The following is a 22,856-nucleotide window of genomic DNA, read 5'->3' as shown; positions in this document are numbered from 1 at the left end:
ACCGCGGGAATTCAGGAGGACCGGTCATGAAGTACGTGATGTTCATCTGCACCCCCGTCGGCGGCGAGGAACTCAGCCCCGAGGAGATCGCCGACGACCCCCGCTTCACCTCGTACATCGACGAGGTGCGCACCAGCGGCGTGGTGAAGGGCGGCGCACGGCTGCGGCCGGCCACCGACGCCACCACCGTGCGCGTCCAGGGCGACGAGGTCCTGCTCAGCGACGGGCCCTTCGTGGAGTCCAAGGAGTATGTTGCCGGCTTCGACATCATCGAGGTCGCCGACCTCGACGAGGCCATCGCGCTGGCGTCCAGGCATCCCGCCGCGCTCGGCGGCGGTTCGGTGGAGGTGCGGCCGGTCTGGGAGTGAACGAGGACGAGCGGGCGGACGGCGTCGAGGAGGCTGTCGCCGCCGCCTTCCGAGAGGAATGGGGCCAGGTCGTCGCCACCCTGATCAGGGTGACCGGCGACTGGGACCTCGCCGAGGAGTGCGCGCAGGACGCCTTCGCCCAGGCACTCGACCGGTGGCGGCGCGACGGAGTGCCGCGCCGCCCCGGCGCCTGGCTGACCACGACCGCGCGCAACCGGGCCATGGACGTGCTGCGCCGGGAGGCCGTTGGCGCGGCGAAACTGCGGGAGGCGGCGGTGCTGGCACGGGACGGGGGACCGTTCGACCCGCACGACCCGGACTTCGACAACGACAGCGGGGTCACGGACGACCGGCTGCGGCTGCTCTTCACCTGCTGCCATCCCGCGCTGCCCATCGAGGCCCGGGTCGCCCTGACCCTGCGCACCCTCGCGGGGCTCACCACGCCCGAGATCGCCCGCGCCTTCCTCGTCCCCGAGGCGACGATGGCGCAACGCCTCGTGCGCGCCAAGCGGAAGATCCGCAACGCCGGGATTCCGTACCGCGTACCGCCCGCGCATCTGCTGCCCGAGCGGACGACCGGCGTGCTGGGCGTGGTGTACCTGCTGTTCAACGAGGGGTACGCGGCCACGTCCGGCGCCGATCTCCTGCGGACGAACCTCTGCGCGGAGGCCGTCCGGCTCGCCCGGGTGCTGGCCCGGCTCATGCCCGACGAACCCGAGGTCCTCGGCCTGCTCGCGCTCCTCCTGCTGCACGACGCCCGGCGGAACACCCGGGTGAACGCGGCCGGTGACCTGGTCACCCTGGAGGACCAGGACCGTACGGCCTGGGACCGGGCGGAGGCCGACGAGGGCGCCGCCCTGCTGGAGACGGCACTGCGCCGCGGGCGGCCGGGGCCGTACCAGATCCAGGCCGCCATCGCGGCCTGCCATGTCACCGCGGCCACCGCCGAGGAGACGGACTGGGCCGACATCGCCGCGCTGTACGGGGAGTTGGCGCTCCACGTGCCGTCCGACGTCGTCCGGCTGAACCGTGCCGTGGCCGTCGGCATGTCCGAGAGCCCCGAGGCCGGTCTGGCCCTCGTGGCGGAGCTGGAGAAGGCGGGCGACCTGGCCGGGTACCACCTGCTGCCCGCCACCCGGGCGGACCTCCTTCGGCGCTCGGGACGGATGGGAGAAGCGGCCGAGGCGTACGAGAAGGCGCTGGAGCTGGTGGAGAACGACGCCGAGCGGCGATTTCTGGAAAAGCGGCTCGCGGAGTGTCGATCGGCGTAGGCGCGGTTCGTCGGTGGGGCGAAAGCACCCGACGACACCGGAGATTCCGATGACCGCCACTGTCTCGACCATTCCAGCCGTGCCCGCCGTCCCCATCCGGCGCACCGACAAACTCCTCGCGCTGCTGTCGCCGCGCCGCCGACGGCCCGTGTCCCATGTGACGCGACCCTCGACCAGCCACAGCACGGGCGGCGGCGCCCCGGACAGCGGCCCGGACGTCTGGCTCGCGGGCCTCCGGCTGGGGAGCTGAACCATGGCCGCCACGACACCGGAAAGCCGGACCGGCACGACCTCCGGCCCCGCCCCCGATCCGCGCCGCTGGCGTGCCCTCGCCCTGCTCTGCGTGGCCGGGTTCATGGTCATCCTCGACGCACAGATCGTCGTCCTCGCGCTGCCGTCCATCGCCGACGGACTCGGGTTCACCGCGGGCGGCGCCCAGTGGGTGATGAGCGCCTATCTGCTCAGCTTCGGCGGGCTCCTGCTCCTCGGCGGACGGATCGCCGACCTGCTGGGCCGCCGCCGCGTCTTCATGACCGGCACCCTGCTCTTCGCGATGTCCTCACTGCTGTGCGGGTTCGCCTGGACGGCCGGCGTGCTGGTGGCCGCCCGCGCCGTGCAGGGCGTGTCGGCCGCCGTCATGGCACCCACCGCGCTCTCCATCCTCCTGAACACCTTCGAAGAGGGCACCGAGCGCAACAAGGCCCTCGCCCTCTGGTCCGGCAGCGGCGGCTTCGGCGCCACGGCGGCGCTGCTGATCGGCGGCCCGCTCACCGACGTCCTCGGCTGGGAGTGGGTGTTCTTCCTGAACGTGCCCGTCGCGCTGGTGCTGCTCGCCCTGAGCCCCGTTCTGCTGCGCGAGAGCCGCACCGAGGCACGGACCCGCTCGTACGATCCGGCCGGCGCCCTGGCCGTCACGGCGGCGCTCCTCGCCTGTGTCTACGCCGTCGTCGAGGCGCCCCGGGCCGGATGGCTGTCGGCGCAGACGCTGGGCCTGCTGGCCGTCTCCGCCGCACTGGCGCTGCTGTTCGTACGAGTCGAGGCCCGGTCGAAGGCGCCCCTTGTGCCGTTGCGACTGCTGCGCTCCCGTGGGGTGAGCGGCGGCAACCTCGTGGTGTTCCTGCTCGGCGGCAGTGCCTTCGGGATGTCGTACACGCTCTCCCAGTACGGGCAGGGCGTTCTCGGCTACTCGCCGCTGCGCTTCGGCCTCTACAACGTCGTGATGCCGGTGACGGCCGTGATCGGCTCGTACGCAGGACAGGCCCTGGTCACCCGTGTCGGCCCGCGTCCGGTCGCGGTCGGCGGGCTCACGCTGGTCGGCGTGGGCAGCCTGCTGCTGGCCGGGGTGCCGGTGGACGGCGGGTTCGTGCGCGACCTGTTCCCCGGGCTGCTGGTCTTCGGGCTGGGTCTCGGTGCCTGCGCGGTCGCCGGTTCCATCGCCGCGCTGACCGGAGTGGGGGAGCGGGAGTCGGGGGTGGCCTCCGGGATCAACACCGCGGCCTTCCAGATCGGGGGTGCCTTCGGCGTCGCGGTCGTCTCCTCGGTCGCGGTGTCGTACACGAGCGGGGCGGACCGGCTCGCGGCCCTCACAGCGGGCTACCGGGCCGCGTTCGTCGCGTGTGTCGTCCTCGCGGTGGTCGGGACGGCCGTCGCACTCGTCCTTCTCGGCCGGAGGCGACGGCCTGCCGGGCGCAGCTCTGCCGGCCCCGGGCCGGACTACCCGAGCACGTCGAAGATCCCGAACCCGAAGCCCTGAGCCGTGACGGTGTCACCGTCGGTCCCGGCACCGGATGCCTCCAGGGCTCGGCCGGGCCGGATGCCGTCGAGGCGGTAACTTGCCTGCTCCCGTTGGGGGTTGACGACCACGAGGTACCGTCCGCCGCGTACGTACACGAACGGGTAGCCGGTGTGCAGGACCTCCACCGAGCCGTCCGCCCCGAGTTCCGGGGTCGTTGTGCGGAGAGCGATGAGACGGCGTACGAGATGGAGGAGGGACGTGTCGTCGGCGCGCTGGGCGGCGACGGTGGGGCGGTCGGGGGCGGGGTCGACCGGCAGGTAGGGGTGGTCGGACGTCGAGAAGCCCGCGTTGGGCCCGTCGTCCCACTGCATGGGGGTGCGGGAACCCGCCCGGTTGTAGCGCGGGCCGAGCACGCTGCCCTCGGTGTCGGGGAGGTCCGGGACGTAGCGCATACCGATCTCGTCGCCGTAGTAGATGGCGGGGAGCGTGGGCCAGGTGAGCTGGAAGGCGAAGGCGGCGGGGAGCTGTTCGGCCGTGCGGGGGCCGCAGTTGAGGCGCGAGAAGTCGTGGTTGGCGGTGGGCAGGGAGATGAAACCGCTGTCACCCAGGGCGGACGAAGCCCGCTGCCACGCCTCGACGAAGGGGCGCGGCGAGCCCCGGCCGCTCGGGTCGAAGAAGCAGTCGAGCGGGTCCCAGGTCTCATTGACGGTGCCGGTGCCGTTGCTCCACAGCGAGCGCAGCGCCAGGCCGTCGGTGGGGCCGCCGAAGTGCAGGAAGAAGTCCGTGTGGAACCCCGCCGGAACCGACACCTCGGGCTCGCCCCACTCGGACAGCAGCACCGCGTCCGGGTGCGTACGGTCCAGCCAGTGGCGCAGCTCCGCCCAGATCCCGCTCGTCCCGGCCTTGTCCGGGTCGTCCTTGACGAGCGAGGCGGCCATGTCGACGCGGAAGCCCGAGAGGCCGAGGCTCAGCCAGTGGTCCATGACCGTGCGCAGGGCCTCACGGTTGGCGCGCGGGCCCTCCGCGTCCACCGGCTGCCGCCACGGCTCGGCCGAACTCTCGCGCGCGTAACCGAAGTTGAGAGCCGGCTGGAAGTCGAAGAAGTTCGGCAGATACGCGCCCGGCCTGCTGCCCGGCGAGGCCACGAAACCGTCAGGCGTATCCCCTGACCGGCCCTCCGGCGCCCAGATGTAGCGATGGTCGTCCGGATCGTTCGCCGAGGCCCTGAACCACGGGTGCTCGGCGGAGGTGTGCCCGGCGACCAGGTCGAGGAGCACGCGAATGCCGCGGCGGCCCGCCAGGTCGACGAGCTTCGCCAGGTCGTCGTTGGATCCGTAGCGCGGAGCCACGTTCAGATAGTCGGCGACGTCGTACCCGGCGTCCCCGAACGGCGAGACGAAGCACGGGTTCAGCCAGACCGTGTTCACCCCCAGCCACTCCAGATGGTCGAGACGCTCGGCGATGCCGTCGAAGTCACCGATCCCGTCGCCGTTCGAGTCCGCGAACGACTGCGGGTAGATCTGGTAGAACACGGCATCGGCCAGCCAGGCGGGCGCGGGACGGAAGGAGGTCATAGGGCGAGTATTCGGCAGAGCCCTGAAGGGGCGCGAGGCCGCGTGTTCACACGGCTCCGCCGCGAGGGGCGCGCCGGGCCACGACGAACCCTCGGACGAATCCCCGCACCCCCGTGGAACGCCTACGCTGAGTAGCCATGTTCACTCCGCAAGGCCCCACGTTCCGCGAACTCGCCGTACAGGCGCTGTCGTCCGTCGAGCACGGCTACGACCTCCTCGCACCGAAGTTCGACCACACCCCCTTCCGTACGCCGGACTCGGTACTGCGGTCCGTCGCCCGGGCGCTCAGGACGATCGGCCCGTTCGAGAGCGGACTCGACCTGTGCTGCGGCACCGGCGCGGGCATGGACGTGCTGCGGACGGTGTGCCGGGAGCAGGTCACCGGCCTCGACATCAGCACCGGCATGCTCGCCGTGGCCCGGGAACGGGCGGCACGTCCCGGCGGGCCGCCGACCGCCTGGGTACGCGGCGACGCCCGGGCCCTGCCGTTCGGGCCGGCCTTCGACCTGGTGGTGAGCTTCGGGGCGTTCGGGCACTTCCTGCCCAGGGAGCTGCCGGGGCTGTTCGCGCAGGTCCACTCGGTGCTCCGGCCCGGCGGACGGTTCGCCTTCCCGATCGGCGCCCCCGCCCGCCCCGGTTCGCGCGGCTACTGGGCCCTGCTCGGCTTCGACGCGGCGATGCGCGTTCGGAACGCCGTGTGGCGGCCTCCGTTCGTCATGTACTACCGGGATTTCCGTCTCGACGACGTGCGGCGGGAACTTGCCCGCGCCGGTTTCACGGTGGAGTTGTACGCGCTCTCCGAGTTCGGGCGCAGGAGTGACGGCAGCCCCCGCTGCCGGATGGTGGTGGCGACGAAGTCGGGGAGTGCGGAGTAGCTGCGGCCGGCCGGGGCGCCTGGAGGGGCTATTCGAGCCCGGAGACCCTGAACACCGTCCGTGCCGTCTCCCGGTCGAGCCGTTCCGACAGGCTTCGCAGCTCCGTCGTACCGCAGACGAGCGAGCCGCCCGCCTCCGAGGCCCGCGCGCCCTCGTCCAGGAGCCGCCACAGCGCGGGGTTGGCGACCAGGACCCGGGGATCGAACTCGACGCGTCCGCCGAACTCGTCGCGCAGGACGAGGCGTTGGGCCACTCCGTCCGAGCGGCACACCGCGACGAGCCGGTCCGTGTACACGGAACGGTGCGCGAACAGGCCCTGGCACACCAGCTCGTCCTCGCACGCGGACACGCGGGCGGGCAGCAGCACGGCGAAGAGGGCGAAGGCCAGCGCCGCCCACAGCAGGAACCGCACCGCCGTGAGGCGTCCCGAACCCGCGTCGAACACCAGCAACAGGCCCAGCATCAGCACGGCACAACCCACGGCCGAGCGCGCCTCACCCGCCCACGTGCGGTCGTGCACCCAGGTGCCGTCGTCGTACGCCGGCACATCGGGGAAACGACCGGACGCGGGCCCCTCGATACGTCGAGACATGGCGGCGACGGTAGGCACGCGCGTCACGCGGTGGGAGCGACTTGATGCTTCGCTGACTCTCCGGCCGACGAAATTGACGCGTGTCGTACGGCGCCCGTCCGGAATGCAACCACCCGTCACCGTCCGTGGTCGCCCTTTCGTCGGTGCGGGGGATGCCGGTCAGTGCCTGCTCAGGTCGCTGTCCTCGCGCGTCCTCGTGTAGACGGGCTCGCCGCGGCGGACCGAGCCCGGTGCCCGGGCGGTGGGGCGGTCGGCGCGTGCCGAGGAGCTCAGCTGCCAGGGGACGCTGGTGACCATCACACCGGGCGTGAACAGCAGTCGGCTCTTCAGCCAGAGGGCGGACTGGTTGTGCAGCAGGTTCTCCCACCAGTGGCCGACGACGTACTCGGGGATGAACACCGCCACGACGTCCCGCGGGCTCTCCCGCCGCAGCGAGCGCACGTACTCGACCACCGGCCGGGTCACCTCGCGATAGGGCGAGTCGATGACCTTGAGGGGCACGTCGATGGCGTACTCCTCCCAGCGCTCCCGCAGCGCGAGGGCCTCGTCGCGGTCCACCGACACCGTCAGCGCCTCCAGCCGGTCGGGGCGCAGGGCATGCGCGTACGACAGTGCCCGCAGGGTCGGCTTGTGCAGTGTCGAGACCAGCACGATGCCCAACACCCTTGAGGGCGGGACGAGTTCCTCGCGCGGGTCCGTCACGGCGAGCTCCGCGGAGGTGGCGTCGTAGTGCCGGCGGATGCCCCGCATCATCACCCACAGCACGATCGCGGCGAGCACCGCCAGCCATGCGCCCTCCAGGAACTTCGTGGCGAGCACGATCACCAGGACGAGGCCCGTGACCACCGCGCCCACCGCGTTGATCACGCGCGCGGAGTGGTGGCGTCGGCGCAGCGCCGGGTCGGTCGTGGCACGCAGCTCACGGTTCCAGTGCCGGACCATGCCCGTCTGCGACAGCGTGAACGAGGTGAACACACCCAGGATGTAGAGGTGGATGAGGTTCGTGACGTTCGCCCGGAAACCCCACAGCAGCAGACCGGCGACGACCGCGAGCGCCATGATGCCGTTGGAGAAGGCGAGCCGGTCGCCGCGGTTGTGCAGCTGATGCGGCAGATAGCGGTGCTGGGCGAGGATCGAGGCGAGCAGCGGGAAGCCGTTGAACGCGGTGTTCGCGGCGAGGACCAGCACCAGCGCGGTGGCCGCCTGGATGAAGTAGAAGCCGACACTGTTCTCACCGCCGAACACGGCGGCGGCGATCTGTGCGATGACCGTGCGCTGCGTATGGTCCTCGCAGTTGCCGTCCAGGCCCGTGAGCCGGCACGAGTCGTCGGTGATGTGCACCTTGGAGACGATCGCGAGCGTGGTGACACCGACGAACATGACGATCGCGATGGCCCCCATCGCCACCATCGTGGCCGCCGCGTTCTGCGACTTGGGCTTGCGGAACGCCGGTACGCCGTTGGAGATCGCCTCCACACCCGTCAGCGCCGTACAGCCCGACGAGAAGGCCCGCAGGACCAGCATCAGCAGCGCCAGCCCGGCGAGATTCGCGTCCCCGGGCTCCGGTGTCACGCCGTACTTCGCGCTCTCCGCGACGGGCGCGTCACCGAGCAGATAGCGGACCAGACCGGTCCCGACCATGATCAGTACGCCGCCGATGAACAGGTAGGTCGGAGCGGCGAAGGCGTTCCCGGACTCGCGGGTGCCGCGCAGGTTCATGGCGGTCAGGATTGCCACGAAGGCCAGCGCCAACGGGACGCGGTAATCGGCCAGTTGGGGCATCGCCGAGATGATGTTGTCGACCCCCGAGGCGACGGAGACCGCCACCGTCATCACGTAGTCGACGAGCAGCGAGGCCGCCACCACCAGACCGGCCGACGGGCCGAGATTCGTGGAGACCACCTCGTACGAGCCGCCGCCGCTCGGGTAGGCGTACACCACCTGGCGGTACGAGAGCACCACCACCGTCATCAGCGACACGACCGCCACCGCGATCCACGGCGTGAAGTGCAGATACGCCAGCCCGCCGAGGGTGAGCACGAGGAGGATCTCCTGCGTCGCGTACGCCACCGACGACAGCGGGTCGGAGGCGAAGATCGGCAGGGCGAGCCGTTTGGGCAGCAGCGTGCCCTGGAGCTCTTCGCTGCGCCTGGCCCGGCCGATCACCAGGCGTTTCAGCAGACCGGTCACGTTGAACACGGCGCGAGCGTAAGCGCGGGAGCGGTCCGAATCCGGGGCGCCCTGCCCGGCGGGGCGTCAGGACCACGTCAGGTCCGGCGAGATCGCTACGGATGGCGTAAGAGGCTGCCGGGCAGGGACCGTCCGGACCGTCCCTGCCGATCGCCCCGGCGGCCTCCTGGCCGAAAGTGCCCCGCGCGGCGGGACCCTCCCCCGGTTCACCTGTCCTTCGTCCGGCGCCCATCAGTCACGACGGGCCGTTGTCAGTGGCCCGCGCTAGTCTGCGCAGATCTGATCGTTTGGCCCAATCTGGGAGGTTTTCATGGCCTCGCGCCTCAATCCGTACATCAGCTTCGACGGTGACGCCCGGCAGGCGTTGGAGTTCTACAAGGAGGTCCTCGGCGGCACACTGGCGCTGAACACCTTCGGGGAGTCCGGTATGGCGGACAGCCCCGAAGCGGACCAGATCATGCACGGCATGCTGGAGACCCCGAGCGGGTTCACGCTGATGGGCGCCGACACCCCGCCGGGCATGAAGTACACACCGGGCGGCAACTTCTCGGTCAGCCTCAGCGGTGACGACGAAGCCGAACTGCGCGGCTACTGGGAGAAGCTGTCCGCCGACGGCACGGTGGCCGTCCCGCTCGAGAAGCAGATGTGGGGTGACGTGTTCGGCATGTGTACGGACCGGTTCGGCATCCCCTGGATGGTCAACATCAGCGAGACACAGGGCTGAGCGGGCCACCCGCAGAAAACCGGGCCCGGACGCCCGTCCCAGGTCCCGCCGACCCTACGGTCGGCGGGACCTCGTCGTTTTCCGCGGTCGCGGTCGCGGTCGTGGTCTCGTGGCCGCCACCGCCACCGCCACCGCCACCGCCACCGCCGGTCCCGGTCCCGGCGCCCGGCGGCCCGCGGCGCTGGGGCGAAGGCCTGACCCCGGGGGCCCTCGCGTCAGCGTCCCGTCAGTCCGTGGCGGTTCGCCGTCAGCATCCCGTCATGAAGGGCGTCGGTGGCCAAGGGAGCCGGCGGGAGGGGGCATACCTTCGTGGCACGCCCCGGGTTCGCCTCCCCGCGCCGGGGCGGCATCACGCCCCACCACCCGGATCCTCCAGGAGGTATCCCATGACAGACATCGCGTGCGCCGAAGACCCCGAGCCCTCAGAACGGTTCCCGGCCGGGCCCCTGTACGTACCCGTCCGGCCGGGACCAGCAGGATGTTCGACCCGGCTGTTCCGTACACCCCTCGGGGCCCGGACCGCCGTCGGCTTCACCAGCAGTGAGCTGCTGACCGCCACCCTCGGCGACGGGCAGGCCTGGATCCGGCTCGCCGAGCCCGTGCTCCGCGCCCTCACCGAACCGCTCGGCGTCACCACGGTCACCGTGGACCCCCAGTTCTCCGCGCCCCTGCCCGGTCCCGCGCCCCGCGCATGGGATCCGCGGGCCGCCGAGATGCCGCGCGCGAGCGCGTCGAACACCCGCGCCGTACGGGCCGTACGGACCGTCTGAGGCCGGAAGAGGAACCCGCGATGACCACTCTGCATGAGCCCGCCGTCACCACCCGGGCCGCCGACGACCTGTCGGTGTGGCCCGCCTCCACCGCCCGGCACGACCGGGGAGACCTCGCCGTCGGCGGCGTACCGCTCACCGAGATCGCCGACCGCTTCGGCACCCCCGTCTACGTGCTCGACGAGGGCGAGGTCCGCGCACGCTGCCGCACCTACCGGGACGCCTTCCCCGAGGCCGAAGTCCTCTACGCCGCCAAGGCGTTCCTGTGCCGTGCCATGGCCCACTGGGTCGAGGAGGAGGGCCTCGGCCTGGACGTGTGCTCCGCCGGTGAGCTGGAACTCGCCGTCACCACCGGCTTCCCGCCCGAGCGGATCGTGCTGCACGGCAACGCCAAGTCGCCGCACGACCTGGAGACCGCGCTGCGCCTCGGCGTCGGACGCATCGTGATCGACAGCCCGTCGGAGATCGCGCGGCTCGCCGCGGCGGTCGGCCCCGGCGGACACCAGAAGGTGATGGTGCGGGTCGTCCCCGGCATCAGCGCGGGCGGCCACGAGAAGATCCGGACGGGCACGGACGACCAGAAGTTCGGCCTGACCCTCACCGACGGCTACGCCCAGCACGCCATCGCCCGCATCCTTGACCAGCCCCAACTGGAACTCACCGGCCTGCACTGCCACCTGGGCTCGCAGATCACCACCGTCAAGCCCTATCTCGCGGCCGTACGACGCATGGTGGGGCTGATGGCCCGCCTGCGCGACGCCCACGGTGTCGTCCTGCCCGAACTGGACCTGGGCGGCGGTCACGGCATCGCCTACCGGCCGGGGGAGGAGGCGCTCGACCTCACCATGCTGGCCCGCAAGGTGCGCGCCGAACTCGTCGAGAGCTGCGCCGCCGCCGGACTGCCGGTGCCGCGGCTGCTGATCGAGCCCGGGCGTGCCATCGCCGGACCGGCCGGCCTCGCGCTCTATCACGTGCTCGCGGTGAAGCGGACCGCCGATCACACCTTCGTGGCCGTGGACGGCGGGATGAGCGACAACCCGCGCCCGGCGCTCTACGGAGTGCGGTACGCGCCCCGGCTGATCGGACGCCACTCCACCGCGGAGCCTGCCCCGGTCACGGTGGTCGGCCGGCACTGCGAGGCGGGCGACATCCTCGCCTCGGACGTCCGGCTGCCCGGTGACGTGCACCCGGGGGACCTGCTGGCCGTGCCGGTGGCCGGTGCGTACCACCTCTCCATGGCCTCGGGCTACAACCTGGTCGGACGTCCGCCCGTGGTCGCCGTCGACCGCGGTCACGCCCGGCTCCTGGTCCGCCGGGAGTCGCTGGAGGACATCCGCAGGCGGGACGTCGGCCTGTAGGCGAGGACCCACCTCCGGGCGAGTGACGGCCCGGCCCCGCCCGGAGGTGTTCATCCCGGTCAGCGGCCCGGTGACCCATATGCGGAGCGAACGGAATTCGGTGGCACACTGACCCGGTCACCGAAGGAGACCGACCCGTGCCCATGATCAGCAACCTGAGCAGAGCGGTGCGCCGCGCCTACCGCCGCACCGTGGACCTCAGCCATCCCGCCCGCTCCCCGCTCGGCAGCGCGGTGGTGAACTGCGTGGTCTACCGTGAGGGCGGACGGCAGCCCGGCGACTGGGCACCGGCCGAGGCGATCCGGCGGGCCCGCAAGGGCAGGGGCTTCGTCTGGATCGGACTGCACGAGCCCACGGACGAGGAGTTCGCGGGCCTCGCCAAACTCTTCGGCCTCCACCCGCTGGCCGTCGAGGACGCCGTGCACGCCCATCAGCGGCCGAAGGTGGAGCGGTACGACGACACGCTGTTCGCCGTCTTCAAGACCGTGCGCTACGTCGAGCACGAGCGGCTCACCGCGACGAGCGAGGTGGTGGACACCGGTGAGCTGATGGTCTTCATCGGCCGTGACTTCGTGATCACCATCCGGCACGGCAGCCACGGCTCCCTGGGCCCGCTCCGCGAAGCCCTGGAGAGCCTGCCGGAGCAGCTCGCGAAGGGGCCCTCCGCCGTCCTGCACGCCATCGCGGACCATGTGGTCGACGACTATCTGGAGGTCACGGACGCCGTCCAGAACGACATAGAGGCCGTCGAGACCGCCGTCTTCGCCGAGCACACCGCACGCGGCGACGCCGGCCAGATCTACCAGCTCAAGCGGGAACTCCTGGAGCTCAAACGGGCCGTTGTCCCGTTGGCCCGTCCCCTGCAGATCCTCGCCCACGAGCCGCCGGCGGCCCTCTCCCCGGACATCCAGCCGTACTTCCGCGACGTCGCCGACCATCTCGCCCGCGTCACCGAGCAGATCAACGCCTTCGACGGGCTGCTCGACTCGATCCTCCAGGCCCACCTCGCGCAGGTCACGGTCGCCCAGAACGAGGACATGCGCAAGATCACGGCCTGGGCCGCCATCGTCGCCGTCCCCACCATGATCTGCGGTCTCTACGGCATGAACTTCGACCACATGCCCGAACTGCGCTGGACGTACGGCTACCCCCTGGTCCTCGGCGTCATCGCCACCCTCTGCCTCGTCATCCACCGGGGCTTCCGGCGCAACGGCTGGCTCTGAGCCGGGCCCGCGAAGCGATCACCGCGGGCCTCGGCTCCCGACGAAGATGCCTCAGCTACCGAAGAACCCGCCTCAGCTCCTGATGAAGGCCAGCAGGTCCGCGTTGAAGGCCTTCTCGTACTCGCCGACCAGGCCGTGCGGAGCGCCCGGGTACACCTTCAAGGTGGCGTCCTTGACGAGCTGCGCCGACTTCTGGGCGGCCGCCACGATGGGCACGATCTGGTCGTCGTCGCCGTGCGCGATCAGCGTGGGCACGTCGATGCGCCCCAGGTCCTCGGTGAAGTCCTGCTCGGAGAACTGCTCGACGCAGTCGTACGCGGCCTTCAGCCCGACCTGCATGCTCCACATCCAGAACGAGCGGCGCAGGCCCTCCGAGACCGTGGCACCGGGCCGGTTGAAGCCGTAGAAGGCCTCGCTGAGATCCCAGTAGAACTGCGAGCGGTCCGACTCGACGCCGGCCCGGATGCCGTCGAAGACCTCCCGCGGGGTGCCCTCGGGGTTGGCGTCCGTCTTGAGCATCAGCGGTGGTACGGCTCCCAGCAGCACGGCCTTGGCGACCCGCGCGGTGCCGTGGCGCCCGACGTACCGGGTCACCTCGCCGCCGCCCGTCGAGTGGCCGACCAGAACCACGTCGGTGAGGTTGAGCCCGTCGAGGAGCTCCGCCAGGTCGTCCGCGTACTGGTCCATGTGATTGCCCTGCCACGGCTGACCGGAGCGGCCGTGACCGCGACGGTCGTGGGCGACGGCACGGAAGCCGTTGTCGGCGACCAGCCGGGCCTGTCCGTCCCAGGCGTCCGCGTTGAGGGGCCAGCCGTGACTGAAGACGACCGGCTGTCCGGTGCCCCAGTCCTTGTAGAAGATCTCGGTGCCGTCGCCGGTGGTGAAGGTTCCCATGGGGGTGCCTTTCCTTTCGAACATTAAGGATCTCTGCAGGTGGCCCCTTGTCGATGGTGAGCGAGTGGGCCCGATTCGGCATCTCGGTGGCCGTCTCGGACATGCCTTCGAGGTTAGGCCCGCACAGCACATCTGCCATCCGTCACGTGACGGCATTCTCGGACCGGTGTCGTTCAGAGGCCCGGTGCCGCCCAGAGATCCGGTGCCGCTCAGAGATCCGGTTCGTCGAGTACGCCGTCCAGTGCGAGCAGGACCGCCGCCTCCGGGCTCAACTCCCTTCCCTCGCGCACCGCTTCGGCGAAGACCTCCTCGCCGAGGGCCTTGCGGAGGTGGCGTGCGTACTCCCGGCGGAAGACGGTCGTCCCGGTGTCGCCGAGCTGGGGGAGTCCGGCCGCGTGCCAGAGGCGGGTGCCCGCGCCCAGGAGGCGGGCGGCGCGTTCGGGCTCGCCGCTGGAGGCCTCCACCGCGACCAGCAGGTCGGCGACGGCCGCGGCACCGAGCCGGTCGTGGACGCGCCACTTGGCGGCCAGCGCCTCGCGCGCGGAGACCAGCGCGTCGTCCGGCCGCCCGAGCCCGATCCCGGCGAGGGCGACGAAGAAGTCGCCCCAGGCCCGCATCCACAGTTCACCGCGCTTGGCGCAGTCGGCGCGCAGCCGCTCGGCCACCGCCGCGCAGCGCTCGAACGCGCCCTGGCCCGCCAGGAGATACGCCTGCAGCGCCAGCGTCAGGAGCTGGAAGAACTCCGCTCCGCCCCCACCGCCCGGCCCCTGCGTGCTGCTGCCGTACAGCAGCGCGGACCGTGCCGACTCCCCGCGCACCGCGAGACTTGCCCCGGTCAACGGCAGCGCGGGCACGGGCAGTTGGCGCTCCTCGGCGAGCCACACGTACGCCGCGCTCACCGACTCCGCGGCGTCCAGGTCGTCCGGCACGACCGTGACCAGCCGGTGTGCCCAGGTCGCCAGCGTGTGCTCGGGGCCGCTGTGGTGCGCCCGGCGCAGTGCGCGCTCCAGGTGGCCGCGGCCCTCCTCTGCGAAGCCGCAGGCGAACCAGAAGTACCAGAGCGTGCCCGCGAGTTCGAGTGCCGTCTCGGGCTCCGGCGCCGTCAGGCACTCCTCCAGAGCGACCCGCAGGTTGGCGTGCTCCACGCTCAGCCGCTCGGCCCACATCCGCTGGCCCGGGCCCAGCCACTCGGCCTGGCCCTGGCGCGCGATCCAGCGGAAGTAGTCACGGTGACGGCCGCGTACGGTGTCCTGCTCACCGAGACCTTCGAGCCACTCGGCGCCGAAGGTGCGGACCGTGTCGAGCATGCGGTAGCGCCCGGCCACCCCGTCGCCCTCGCGCGTCACGATCGACTTCTCGGTGAGCGACGCGAGCAGCGCCAGGATCTCCTCCGCGTCCAACGGGCCCCCGTGGCACACGAATTCGGCCGCCTCCACGTCCCAGCCGCCCGCGAACACCGAGAGGCGGGCCCACAGCAGCCGCTCCAGCGGAGTGCACAGCTCATGGCTCCAGCCGATCGCCGTACGCAGCGTCTGGTGCCGGGCGAGCCGCGGCCGGGCGGGGGAGACGAGCAGGTCGAACCGGGAGTCGAGGCCTGCCAGGAGCCGGTCGAGGGCGAAGCCGCGCAGCCGCACGGCGGCCAGTTCCAGGGCCAGCGGTATCCCGTCGAGGCGGGCGCAGACCGCCGCCACGTTCGCCCGGTTGGCGTCGGTCAGCGCGAACGACGGCACGGCTGCCGCGGCGCGGGCCGCGAACAGCGCCACCGCGTCGTCGCGTTCGCCGAGTGGCAGCGGCGTCACGGACAGCAGATGCTCGCCGGCCACGCCCAATGGCTGACGGCTGGTGGCCAGAACCCGTAACTCGGGTACGTGCGCGAGGAGTTCCTGCACGACACGCGCGCACTCGTCCAGTACGTGGTCGCAGGTGTCCAGGACGAGCATGAGCGGACCGTCGTCGAGATGCTCGTAGACGGCCTCCAGGAGCGGGCGCAGCGTCTGCTCGGTCAGCCGGGTCGCCTCGGCCAGGGCGTTTGTGAGGAGGTCGGGGTTCTTGAGGTCGGACAGTTCCACCAGCCACACCCCGCCGGGGAAGGCGGCCCTCACGGTGTGTGCGGCCCGCAGCGCCAGCCGTGACTTGCCGACGCCTCCGGGGCCGGTGAGGGTGACGAGCCGCGCGGTCCCCAACAGGGCGGAGATTTCGGCCAGTTCGGATCTGCGGCCGATGAAGGCGTTGGACTCGGCGGGGAGATTGCCGGTCATGCCGTTGCGTACCGAGGCCACCATCGCTCCCCCTCACCCGACCGATGGCGGTCACCCTAACGCCCGGGAACGCCCGTGTCCGACACCTGTCCGGGTGACCGGTAATAGGGCCTTCGCCCTCACGCCGAGGCCGTATTGGGCGTAGCGTGGATGCGTTCCGGCACGCCGAAGCGGCGCCCTTGGGAGGTGCGGGGGATGGACACCGTGCCCGCACCGAGAGCAGTCGGAGAGATGCGCGCCGGGGACCATCTGCTCCTGGGCTACGAAGCGGACGAGGAGCGCGAGACCGTGGTCGCCGCGTTCCTCCTGGACGGGCTGGCCAGCGGCCACCGCGGGCTGGTGCTGGGCCCGGCCGATCTGCCGGCCGACCTCGCCCTCACCTTCCTGGAGTCCCGCGGCTGCGCCGTCGACGACGAACTCGCCGCCGGACGGCTGACCGTGGACCCGCACCTCGCGACCCCCGACGGCCTGTGGGACCTCGACGAGGTGATCCGCCGCGAGACGCGCCGCGCGGTCGGTGACGGCTACCTCGGCCTGCGCGTCAGCATGGAGATCATGCGCGGCCAGGCGGGCAAGGGCCTCAAGACGCTGCACGACAGCGAACTCCTCCTCGAACCCGTCTTCGCGTCCCTGCCGGTCCTCGGCATCTGCCAGTACGACCGCCGGGTCTTCGACGAGGGCGAGCTGGCCCCTCTCGACGGACTGCACCACGGCCGGGTCGCCGCCGACCTCGTCTGGCACGACGAACTGCTCTCCATCACCCGCACCTTCGCCCCGCCCGGTCTCGCGCTCGCCGGCGAGGTCGACGACACGAACGTGACCGCCCTGGCCCGCGCCCTGCACGCCGAGACGGCCCGCGCCCGCGCCCGCCCGGTGCACGGGATGCGCACCCGGATCGACCTGCGCGACCTGCGTTTCATCGACGTCGGCGCGCTGCGCCTGCTGGTCTTCGCGGGCGGTGCCCTGTCCGCGTCCGGCGGCACCCTCGTCCTGCACGGCGTCGCCCCGCACATCCAGCGGCTGATGCGGGTCACCGGCTGGGACCGGGTGCCCGGGCTGGTCGTGGAGCAAGCGCACCAGTAAGAGGACTTGGCGGAAGGAGCGGCGCCGTGAGCCGTACGCGGTTCGTCCACCAGGCGCTTTGCTACGGCTCGGACGAGGAGTTCCTCGACGGGACGCTCACCTTCGCCCGCGACGGCCTGGACGCCGGCGACACCGTCCTCGCCGTCGTCGCGTCCCACAACATCGGCCTCCTCGACGAGGCGCTCGGCCACCGCTCCGACGAGGTCGAGTTCGTCGACGCGAACGACTGGTACGGCAGTCCGTCCCGCACCCTGGGCCGCTACAACGCCTACTGCGCCGCCCACGACACGGATGCGACCGGCCGGCCGCGCGGGATCCGGGTCATCGGCGAGCCAGTCTGGTCGGACCGTACGGCCCTGGAGGTCCGGGAGTGGACGCGCTACGAGTCCCTGCTCAACATCGCCTTCGCGGGCACCGGCCACTGGATCCTCTGCCCGTACGACACCCGCGCCCTCACGGTGGACATCATCCGCTCGGCGGTCCGCACCCATCCCGAACTCGCCCTGGGCCCAAGGCGGTCGGCACACTGCGGCCGCTACGTGGACCCGGCCGACTTCTACGCCGAGTGCGACACGACCCGGCCGCCGGTCCTCCCCGCGGGACGCGACGACGTTCCCTTCGCGCGGGGCCGGTCGGCACATGTGCGGCGCGCGGTCTCCGCGTACGCCCGTGGCCTGGGCGTGTCCGAGCAGCTGACACACGACATCGTGAGCGCGGTGCACGAGGCGGTGGTCAACTCCGTGCGCCACGGAGGCGGTCGGGGCGTCCTGCGGCTGCGCTGCGACTCCGGGTACGTGATCTGCGAGATCTCCGACACCGGCACGCCGGCCGCGCCACCTGCACCGCCCCCGCCGTTCCCGGGACATCTGCCACCCGGCCCGCGCGCCCCGAACGGCCACGGGATGTGGGTGGTACGGCAGTTGAGCGACCTGGCCACTCAGACGCTGGACCCCACGGGCTCCGTCGTACGCCTGTACTTCCGGAGAAGCGCAGCAGCCGTGTGACAGGAGGGAGGGGCCGAATCCGCGTCGGTGTTCAGAGCGCGCTGTAGACGGCGTCGACGAGTGCCATCTTCCGTGGGTCGTCGGCGATGTGCGTGCCCATGCGGTTCATGACATAGCCCAGCGAGACACCCGCCTCCGGGTCGGCGAGACCGCAGGAACCGCCGAAGCCGTCATGCCCGAACGCCCTCGGATTCGGGCCGTAGGAGCGGCCGGGGCCGCTGAGCCAGAGGCCCAGGCCGATCTCCGTCTCGTATTGGAAACCGGCCCCGAGGACCAGGTCCCGGCATGCGCCCTGTCCCTCACGGATCCGCTCGACGGCCTCCGCGGAGAGAACGCGCTGCGAGCCGTACGACCCGCGCCCGGCGAGGATTCCGTACAGCGCGGCGACCGCGCGGGCGGTGCCGTGTCCGTTGGCGGCCGGGATCTCCGCGGCCCGCCACGCTGCCGTGTTGGCCTCCGCCGCGCCCAGCACGGGATTGGCCAGGGCGGCCAGCGCCACCGGCGTCAACTGGCTGAAGATCGCGGCCTGTTCACTGGACGAGGCGGCCGGCGCATGCACCAGCTCGGCCGCGCGCCCGGCCTCCTTCTCCGGCAGGCCGATGGTGAAGTCGATGCCGAGCGGCCCGGTCACCTCCCGCTCCAGGAACGCGCCCGGCAGCAACCCCGAGACGCGCCGCACCACTTCACCGACCAGGTAGCCGTACGTGAAGGCGTGGTAGCCCGAGGCCGTCCCCGGCTCCCACCAGGGCTCCGTCGCCGCGAGCCGCTTCGTGGTCAGCTCCCAGTCGAGGGACTGCTCGAGCGAGTGCGGCTCCCGCAGCCCGGCCAGACCCGCCCGGTGCGACAGCAGATGCCGTACGAGCACGGCCTCCTTGCCCGCCGCGGCGAACTCCGGCCAGTACGTGGCCACCGGCGCGTCCAGGTCGAGCAGCCCGCGGTCGGCCAGGATGTGCGCGCAAAGCGCTGTCGGCCCCTTCGTGGTCGACCACACGTTGACCAGCGTGTCCCGCTCCCACGCGCGTGTCCGGGCCGCGTCCGCCCAGCCGCCCCACAGGTCGACCACGGTCTCGCCGTCCACCGTGACGGTCACGGCCGCGCCCAGCTCGTCGCGCTCCCGGAAGTTCGCCTCGAACGCGGCCCGCACCGCCTCGAAGCGAGTCTCGCACCGACCCTGAACCTGAGACATGGCTCCTCCGTCGTCCGCCGGGAAGCCGGGCGCGACAGGGCGCTCGGCCTCCCTGAACATACCGACTGGTCGGACAGGAGGGAAGCGGTCGGACGGCGCGTGTGCGGGCTCTGAAGCCGGATCGGTGAAGTCGGCGCGTTCAGCCAAGAAACAGCGACGACCCCGCCGGCTCCTGATGCCCCGGCGCGGAGTGCCAGTAGTCCCGCGTCTCCACGGCGAGGCCCTCCGCGTCGAAGCGGACGAAGACACACCCGGCCAGCGTCGAGGGCCCCTCGCCCTCCTCGGCGAGAACCCTGAACTCGGCGACGGCGAGGCCGTGTTCACCGATCACCGGCGGCCCGAACCGCACATCGACGACCCGCTCGTCGGCGAACGACCAGCGAAGATACGCGGCGAGTTCGTCCCGCCCGCGATGCGGCTCGCGGAACGGCATCGACCGGTGGACGCACCCCTCGGCGTACAGCGCCAGCAGCGCGTCCACGTCGTGCCGCGCCCAGGCCCGCTCCCACACCCGGACGAACCGCTCGGCCGCCTCGCGCGTCTCCATTCCGGCCGCCTCAGAAGCGCTGGGGCAGCCAGGCCAGCTTCACGGCCTCCTGGAACGGGCCGCCGCCCTCGTGGTCGTTGAAGTCGTACACCTCGATCGCCTTGTCGTCGTGCCCCCACGCGTTGAAGGCAGCGAAGACCGTCGACGGCGGGCAGGTCTGGTCCTCCAGCGCCGCCGAGAACAGGGCGGGAGCGCTGCCGCGCGACGCGAAGTGCACGCCGTCGAAGTAGGAGAGCGTGCGCAGCACCTGCTCGGTGCGACCGCGGTGCGTCTTGAGGTAGTTGCCGACCTCCCGGTACGGATCGCGGTCCGTGAGCGTCGTCGCGCGCGGGTAGTCGCACAGGAACGGCACGTCCGGCGCGACCGCCGAGAGGTCCGGCACCAGTCCGCCCACCGCGATCGAGATGCCGCCGCCCTGGCTCGAACCGACCACCGCGACGCGCTCGGAGTCGACGAACTCGTGCGAGCGGGCCGCCTCCACGGCCCGTACCCCGTCGGTGAACACCCGCCGGTAGTAGTAGTTCTCGGGAGCGTCGACGCCCCGCGTCATGAACCCGGGATACGCGGGCGCGCTGCCCACCGGGTCCGGCGTGTCACCGCCGCCGCCCCACGCGCCGCCCTGTCCCCGCGTGTCCATCACGAAGTGCGCGAAGCCCGCCGAGGCCCACAGCAGATGCGTATGCGCGAGGCCGCGTCCGCCGCCGTAGCCGATGTACTCGACGACCGTCGGCAGCGGTGTGTTCGCCCAGGCCGGAAGCGTCAGCCAGCCCTTCACCGGGTGGCCGCCGAACCCGGCGAACGTGACGTCGAAGACCTTCACGTTCTTCAGATGCGCCTCGACGGGTTCGAAGCGGGCGTCCAGACCGTGCTCGCGCGCCTCCTGAAGCGTCTTGCCCCAGAAGGCGTCGAAGTCCTCGGGCTCGACGGACGCGCTGCGATAGGTCCGGAGCTGATCGAGAGGAAGGTCGAACAAGGCCATGGAAGACCGCCTTTGCTACGAATAAGGGTGCGGATGATCACACCGTACGGGGGTGGCCGGAGGGCCGCCAGACCTCCTCCGCGGGCCGGCCCGTCCTGGCTACGATGACGCCATGCCGCCTGCCGTGGACCTGCTGGTCAAGGACGCCGAACTGCTCGTCGTGGACGGGGAACGGGAGATCCCGGGCGGCTGGGTGGCCGTCACGGACGGCCGGGTCGCTGTCGTCGGCGGTCCCGGGGCCGAACCGGAGGCCCGCTCGACGGTGTCCGCGTCCGGCCGGATCGTCACCCCGGGACTGATCAACACGCACCACCACATCTACCAGAACCTCACCCGCTCCTACGCGCCCGCGGTGAACGGCTCCCTCTTCGACTGGCTCACCACGCTGTACCCGCTGTGGGCCGCGCTCGACGAGGAGGCGGTCTACGTGTCGGCGTACGTCGGCATGACCGAGCTGCTGATGGGCGGCTGCACGACCTCCTCCGACCACCTCTACGTCCATCCGCGCCCGCGCCTCGTGGACGCCGAGATCCGGGCCGCGCGGGACATCGGGTTCCGCTTCCACGCCACCCGCGGCTCGATGACCCGGTCGGTGGAGGACGGCGGCCTGCCGCCGAGGAGCGTCACGCAGACCGAGGACGAGGTCCTCGCCGACAGCGAGCGGCTGATCAAGGCCCACCACGACCCGGAACCGGGCGCGCTCGTCCGGGTCGCACTCGCCCCCTGCTCGCCGTTCTCGGTCACCAAGGAACTGATGACGGCGACCGCGGAACTCGCCGAACGGTACGACGTACGCCTGCACACGCATCTCGCGGAGGACCGCGACGAGGACACGTACTGCCTGGAGACGTACGGCTGCCGGCCCGTCGAGTACTTCGAGGACACGGGCTGGCTGAGCGACCGCAGCTGGGTCGCGCACTGCATCTACCCGAACGACGCCGAGCTGCGGCGCCTCGCCGGGGCCGGGGTCGGGGTGGCGCACTGCCCCAGCTCCAACATGCTCATCGGCGGCGGCACGGCCCGGGTGAAGGAGATGCGCGAGCTGGGCCTGCCCGTCGGTATCGGCTGCGACGGCTCCGCCTCCACGGACCACGCCTCGCTGTGGATGGAGACCCGCGGCGCGCTCCTGCTCGGCCGCTACCGGGGCGGGCCCGGCGCGATGACCGCCCGCGACGCCCTCGACATCGCGGCCCGCGGCTCCGCCCAATGCCTGGGCCGCGCCGACGAGTTGGGGCATCTGCGGCCGGGCGCCTGCGCCGACCTCGTCGTCTGGGACCTCCACGAGGTCGCGCTCGCGGGCGCGCTGAGCGACCCCGTCGAGGCCTGGCTGCGCTGCGGCCCCGGCCGCGCCTGGACCACGGTGGTCGGCGGCCGAGTCCTCGTCGACCGCGGCGAGCCGGTGCTGCCCGGACTGCGTGACGCGCTGCGGGAGCACGGGCGCATCGCGCGGAGCATGCAGCGCCTCGGCTGACCCCCCGCCGAAGGCTGATCACCGGCGGATCCGCTCAGGTGCAGTGACGTCGCCATTCGGGCCCCGTGTACGCCCACTCCTGTTCCCACTCGGCGAGGCGATGGCGTGCGGCGACCCGTCGTACGACGGCGTACCCGGCCAGGACACCGCCCGCGAACAGAGCCGTGCCGCAGGCGCCCGCCGACAGCGTGTGCTGCCACACGGCGGTGCCGTCCGCGGGGGCGGGCACGACCCGGCCCCGGTCGTCCAGCCAGATGTACGTGCGGTCGCCGCTCCGGGTGCCGGCGGGTACCCGCGCCTTGTCCGTGCGCGGCTGCTCGCCCGGCTCGGTCCAGCGGACGGTCACCCGGTAGGTCGGCTGCCGCTCGCCCTCCGAGGCCGGCATCGCGGCGGGCGCGTGCTCGGTGACCTCGGCGGGCACCCGGTGCCGTTGGGTGCGCTGCTCCTCGGCCCTGGTCCGCGCTCCGTCGTACGCCCACCAGCCCGCGGCGATCCCGGCCAGCGGGCCGCCGACGCACAGCAGGACCGCGACACACAGTGCGGTCCACGCCTCCACCACGTCCGAGCGGCGCCGCAGCGGATTGCGCCGCCATCGCCAGCCCCGCATCCGCGTCCGCATCTCCCGGCCTCCTCACCGCTCGACCGCTCGCGCCTCCCGGCACCGCTCGTGACCGTTACCGCCTCTCGTCACAACCTCACCGGCGTACGCCGCCCACCTTCCACCGTCCTCTTGGTCGGGCGACTTCGCCAGCCG

The 22,856-nt window shown here is 71.9% G+C and carries 21 protein-coding genes; 12 read left to right on the top strand and 9 right to left on the bottom strand.

What is annotated here, in order from left to right; genetic code table 11:
* Positions 1 to 26 precede the first annotated feature (26 nt).
* From ACN20J_RS06575 to ACN20J_RS06560, 4 genes are read left to right on the top strand one after another with little or no spacing between them, the layout of a single operon-like run.
* Entirely contained in the window at positions 27 to 368 is a 342-nt protein-coding gene (locus ACN20J_RS06575; protein ID WP_055616712.1) for a YciI family protein, read from the top strand.
* Entirely contained in the window at positions 365 to 1,639 is a 1,275-nt protein-coding gene (locus ACN20J_RS06570; RefSeq protein ID WP_419665489.1) for an RNA polymerase sigma factor, read from the top strand. Before ACN20J_RS06575 ends, ACN20J_RS06570 begins: the two co-directional genes overlap by 4 nt.
* Positions 1,640 to 1,688: 49 nt before the next feature.
* On the top strand, positions 1,689 to 1,889 hold the full coding sequence (locus ACN20J_RS06565) for a hypothetical protein (RefSeq protein ID WP_419665488.1): 201 nt from the start codon (positions 1,689 to 1,691) through the stop codon (positions 1,887 to 1,889).
* A gap of 3 nt (positions 1,890 to 1,892) precedes the next feature.
* The gene (locus ACN20J_RS06560; protein WP_419665487.1) at positions 1,893 to 3,392 is read left to right on the top strand and encodes an MFS transporter; all 1,500 of its coding nucleotides are present in this window, start codon (positions 1,893 to 1,895) and stop codon (positions 3,390 to 3,392) included.
* On the opposite strand, the gene ACN20J_RS06555 is transcribed toward ACN20J_RS06560, so the two are convergent.
* Positions 3,353 to 4,948 carry an alpha-amylase family glycosyl hydrolase gene (locus ACN20J_RS06555; protein WP_419665486.1) on the bottom strand — a complete coding sequence of 532 codons (1,596 nt, stop codon included), beginning with the start codon at positions 4,946 to 4,948 and terminating at the stop codon, positions 3,353 to 3,355. The two genes, ACN20J_RS06560 and ACN20J_RS06555, sit on opposite strands and share 40 nt — an antisense overlap.
* Before the next feature lie 137 nt (positions 4,949 to 5,085).
* Here ACN20J_RS06555 and ACN20J_RS06550 point away from each other — a divergent pair, with 137 nt between their 5' ends.
* The gene (locus ACN20J_RS06550; RefSeq protein WP_361916289.1) at positions 5,086 to 5,823 is read left to right on the top strand and encodes a class I SAM-dependent methyltransferase; all 738 of its coding nucleotides are present in this window, start codon (positions 5,086 to 5,088) and stop codon (positions 5,821 to 5,823) included.
* Between the two features lie 28 nt (positions 5,824 to 5,851).
* On the opposite strand, the gene ACN20J_RS06545 is transcribed toward ACN20J_RS06550, so the two are convergent.
* Complete coding sequence (locus ACN20J_RS06545) at positions 5,852 to 6,415, bottom strand: hypothetical protein (protein WP_419665485.1); 564 nt, start codon at positions 6,413 to 6,415, stop codon at positions 5,852 to 5,854.
* Between the two features lie 159 nt (positions 6,416 to 6,574).
* Positions 6,575 to 8,614 carry an APC family permease gene (locus ACN20J_RS06540; RefSeq protein WP_364182296.1) on the bottom strand — a complete coding sequence of 680 codons (2,040 nt, stop codon included), beginning with the start codon at positions 8,612 to 8,614 and terminating at the stop codon, positions 6,575 to 6,577.
* A 301-nt stretch (positions 8,615 to 8,915) separates the two neighbouring features.
* Between ACN20J_RS06540 and ACN20J_RS06535 the strand changes: the two genes are divergently transcribed.
* The 4 genes from ACN20J_RS06535 to corA all read left to right on the top strand — a co-directional run bounded on the left by ACN20J_RS06535 (position 8,916) and on the right by corA (position 12,680).
* Positions 8,916 to 9,329 carry a VOC family protein gene (locus ACN20J_RS06535; RefSeq protein WP_189838773.1) on the top strand — a complete coding sequence of 138 codons (414 nt, stop codon included), beginning with the start codon at positions 8,916 to 8,918 and terminating at the stop codon, positions 9,327 to 9,329.
* Between the two features lie 386 nt (positions 9,330 to 9,715).
* Positions 9,716 to 10,099, top strand: coding sequence for an SAV_915 family protein (locus ACN20J_RS06530; RefSeq protein WP_419665484.1), 384 nt, complete (start codon positions 9,716 to 9,718; stop codon positions 10,097 to 10,099).
* A 20-nt stretch (positions 10,100 to 10,119) separates the two neighbouring features.
* Positions 10,120 to 11,457 carry a diaminopimelate decarboxylase gene (gene lysA / locus ACN20J_RS06525; protein WP_361898471.1) on the top strand — a complete coding sequence of 446 codons (1,338 nt, stop codon included), beginning with the start codon at positions 10,120 to 10,122 and terminating at the stop codon, positions 11,455 to 11,457.
* A 143-nt stretch (positions 11,458 to 11,600) separates the two neighbouring features.
* The gene (corA, locus tag ACN20J_RS06520; RefSeq protein ID WP_361916351.1) at positions 11,601 to 12,680 is read left to right on the top strand and encodes a magnesium/cobalt transporter CorA; all 1,080 of its coding nucleotides are present in this window, start codon (positions 11,601 to 11,603) and stop codon (positions 12,678 to 12,680) included.
* 72 nt (positions 12,681 to 12,752) lie between these two features.
* Here the strand turns inward: corA and ACN20J_RS06515 are convergent, their stop codons facing one another.
* Together ACN20J_RS06515 and ACN20J_RS06510 are read right to left on the bottom strand one after the other, a co-directional pair.
* A complete protein-coding gene (locus tag ACN20J_RS06515) occupies positions 12,753 to 13,574 on the bottom strand; it encodes an alpha/beta fold hydrolase (RefSeq protein WP_419665483.1) in 822 nt (273 codons plus the stop codon).
* A 209-nt stretch (positions 13,575 to 13,783) separates the two neighbouring features.
* The gene (locus ACN20J_RS06510; protein WP_419665482.1) at positions 13,784 to 15,856 is read right to left on the bottom strand and encodes an ATP-binding protein; all 2,073 of its coding nucleotides are present in this window, start codon (positions 15,854 to 15,856) and stop codon (positions 13,784 to 13,786) included.
* Between the two features lie 171 nt (positions 15,857 to 16,027).
* Between ACN20J_RS06510 and ACN20J_RS06505 the strand changes: the two genes are divergently transcribed.
* Entirely contained in the window at positions 16,028 to 16,915 is an 888-nt protein-coding gene (locus tag ACN20J_RS06505) for an MEDS domain-containing protein (protein WP_361898483.1), read from the top strand.
* A gap of 26 nt (positions 16,916 to 16,941) precedes the next feature.
* A complete protein-coding gene (locus ACN20J_RS06500; protein ID WP_419665481.1) occupies positions 16,942 to 17,919 on the top strand; it encodes an anti-sigma factor RsbA family regulatory protein in 978 nt (325 codons plus the stop codon).
* A gap of 31 nt (positions 17,920 to 17,950) precedes the next feature.
* Here ACN20J_RS06500 and ACN20J_RS06495 read toward each other — a convergent pair whose 3' ends face one another.
* From ACN20J_RS06495 to ACN20J_RS06485, 3 genes are all read right to left on the bottom strand, one after another.
* The gene (locus ACN20J_RS06495) at positions 17,951 to 19,105 is read right to left on the bottom strand and encodes a serine hydrolase domain-containing protein (protein ID WP_419665480.1); all 1,155 of its coding nucleotides are present in this window, start codon (positions 19,103 to 19,105) and stop codon (positions 17,951 to 17,953) included.
* Positions 19,106 to 19,244: 139 nt separating this feature from the next.
* Positions 19,245 to 19,652 carry a nuclear transport factor 2 family protein gene (locus ACN20J_RS06490; RefSeq protein ID WP_189838782.1) on the bottom strand — a complete coding sequence of 136 codons (408 nt, stop codon included), beginning with the start codon at positions 19,650 to 19,652 and terminating at the stop codon, positions 19,245 to 19,247.
* Between the two features lie 10 nt (positions 19,653 to 19,662).
* A complete protein-coding gene (locus ACN20J_RS06485) occupies positions 19,663 to 20,631 on the bottom strand; it encodes an acetylxylan esterase (RefSeq protein WP_419665479.1) in 969 nt (322 codons plus the stop codon).
* Positions 20,632 to 20,743: 112 nt separating this feature from the next.
* Between ACN20J_RS06485 and ACN20J_RS06480 the strand changes: the two genes are divergently transcribed.
* Entirely contained in the window at positions 20,744 to 22,102 is a 1,359-nt protein-coding gene (locus ACN20J_RS06480; RefSeq protein WP_419665478.1) for an 8-oxoguanine deaminase, read from the top strand.
* A 34-nt stretch (positions 22,103 to 22,136) separates the two neighbouring features.
* Here ACN20J_RS06480 and ACN20J_RS06475 read toward each other — a convergent pair whose 3' ends face one another.
* A complete protein-coding gene (locus ACN20J_RS06475; protein ID WP_419665477.1) occupies positions 22,137 to 22,721 on the bottom strand; it encodes a hypothetical protein in 585 nt (194 codons plus the stop codon).
* Between the last annotated feature and the right edge of the window lie 135 nt (positions 22,722 to 22,856).

Source organism: Streptomyces sp. 2-1, assembly GCF_048564895.1.
GTDB classification, from domain to species: domain Bacteria; phylum Actinomycetota; class Actinomycetes; order Streptomycetales; family Streptomycetaceae; genus Streptomyces; species Streptomyces phaeochromogenes.
The sequence above is the reverse complement of the archived record's forward strand: the minus strand, read 5'-3'. Positions and strand labels throughout refer to the sequence as shown.

Bases quoted from the DNA above. Each gene is read 5' to 3' on its own strand.
- ACN20J_RS06575 (WP_055616712.1), top strand. From the start codon at position 27: ATGAAGTACGTGATGTTCATCTGCACCCCCGTCGGCGGCGAGGAACTC.
- ACN20J_RS06565 (WP_419665488.1), top strand. From the start codon at position 1,689: ATGACCGCCACTGTCTCGACCATTCCAGCCGTGCCCGCCGTCCCCATC.
- ACN20J_RS06560 (WP_419665487.1), top strand. From the start codon at position 1,893: ATGGCCGCCACGACACCGGAAAGCCGGACCGGCACGACCTCCGGCCCC.
- ACN20J_RS06555 (WP_419665486.1), bottom strand. From the start codon at position 4,948: ATGACCTCCTTCCGTCCCGCGCCCGCCTGGCTGGCCGATGCCGTGTTC.
- ACN20J_RS06550 (WP_361916289.1), top strand. From the start codon at position 5,086: ATGTTCACTCCGCAAGGCCCCACGTTCCGCGAACTCGCCGTACAGGCG.
- ACN20J_RS06545 (WP_419665485.1), bottom strand. From the start codon at position 6,415: ATGTCTCGACGTATCGAGGGGCCCGCGTCCGGTCGTTTCCCCGATGTG.
- ACN20J_RS06535 (WP_189838773.1), top strand. From the start codon at position 8,916: ATGGCCTCGCGCCTCAATCCGTACATCAGCTTCGACGGTGACGCCCGG.
- ACN20J_RS06530 (WP_419665484.1), top strand. From the start codon at position 9,716: ATGACAGACATCGCGTGCGCCGAAGACCCCGAGCCCTCAGAACGGTTC.
- lysA (WP_361898471.1), top strand. From the start codon at position 10,120: ATGACCACTCTGCATGAGCCCGCCGTCACCACCCGGGCCGCCGACGAC.
- corA (WP_361916351.1), top strand. From the start codon at position 11,601: ATGATCAGCAACCTGAGCAGAGCGGTGCGCCGCGCCTACCGCCGCACC.
- ACN20J_RS06515 (WP_419665483.1), bottom strand. From the start codon at position 13,574: ATGGGAACCTTCACCACCGGCGACGGCACCGAGATCTTCTACAAGGAC.
- ACN20J_RS06510 (WP_419665482.1), bottom strand. From the start codon at position 15,856: ATGGTGGCCTCGGTACGCAACGGCATGACCGGCAATCTCCCCGCCGAG.
- ACN20J_RS06505 (WP_361898483.1), top strand. From the start codon at position 16,028: ATGGACACCGTGCCCGCACCGAGAGCAGTCGGAGAGATGCGCGCCGGG.
- ACN20J_RS06495 (WP_419665480.1), bottom strand. From the start codon at position 19,105: ATGTCTCAGGTTCAGGGTCGGTGCGAGACTCGCTTCGAGGCGGTGCGG.
- ACN20J_RS06490 (WP_189838782.1), bottom strand. From the start codon at position 19,652: ATGGAGACGCGCGAGGCGGCCGAGCGGTTCGTCCGGGTGTGGGAGCGG.
- ACN20J_RS06485 (WP_419665479.1), bottom strand. From the start codon at position 20,631: ATGGCCTTGTTCGACCTTCCTCTCGATCAGCTCCGGACCTATCGCAGC.
- ACN20J_RS06480 (WP_419665478.1), top strand. From the start codon at position 20,744: ATGCCGCCTGCCGTGGACCTGCTGGTCAAGGACGCCGAACTGCTCGTC.
- ACN20J_RS06475 (WP_419665477.1), bottom strand. From the start codon at position 22,721: ATGCGGACGCGGATGCGGGGCTGGCGATGGCGGCGCAATCCGCTGCGG.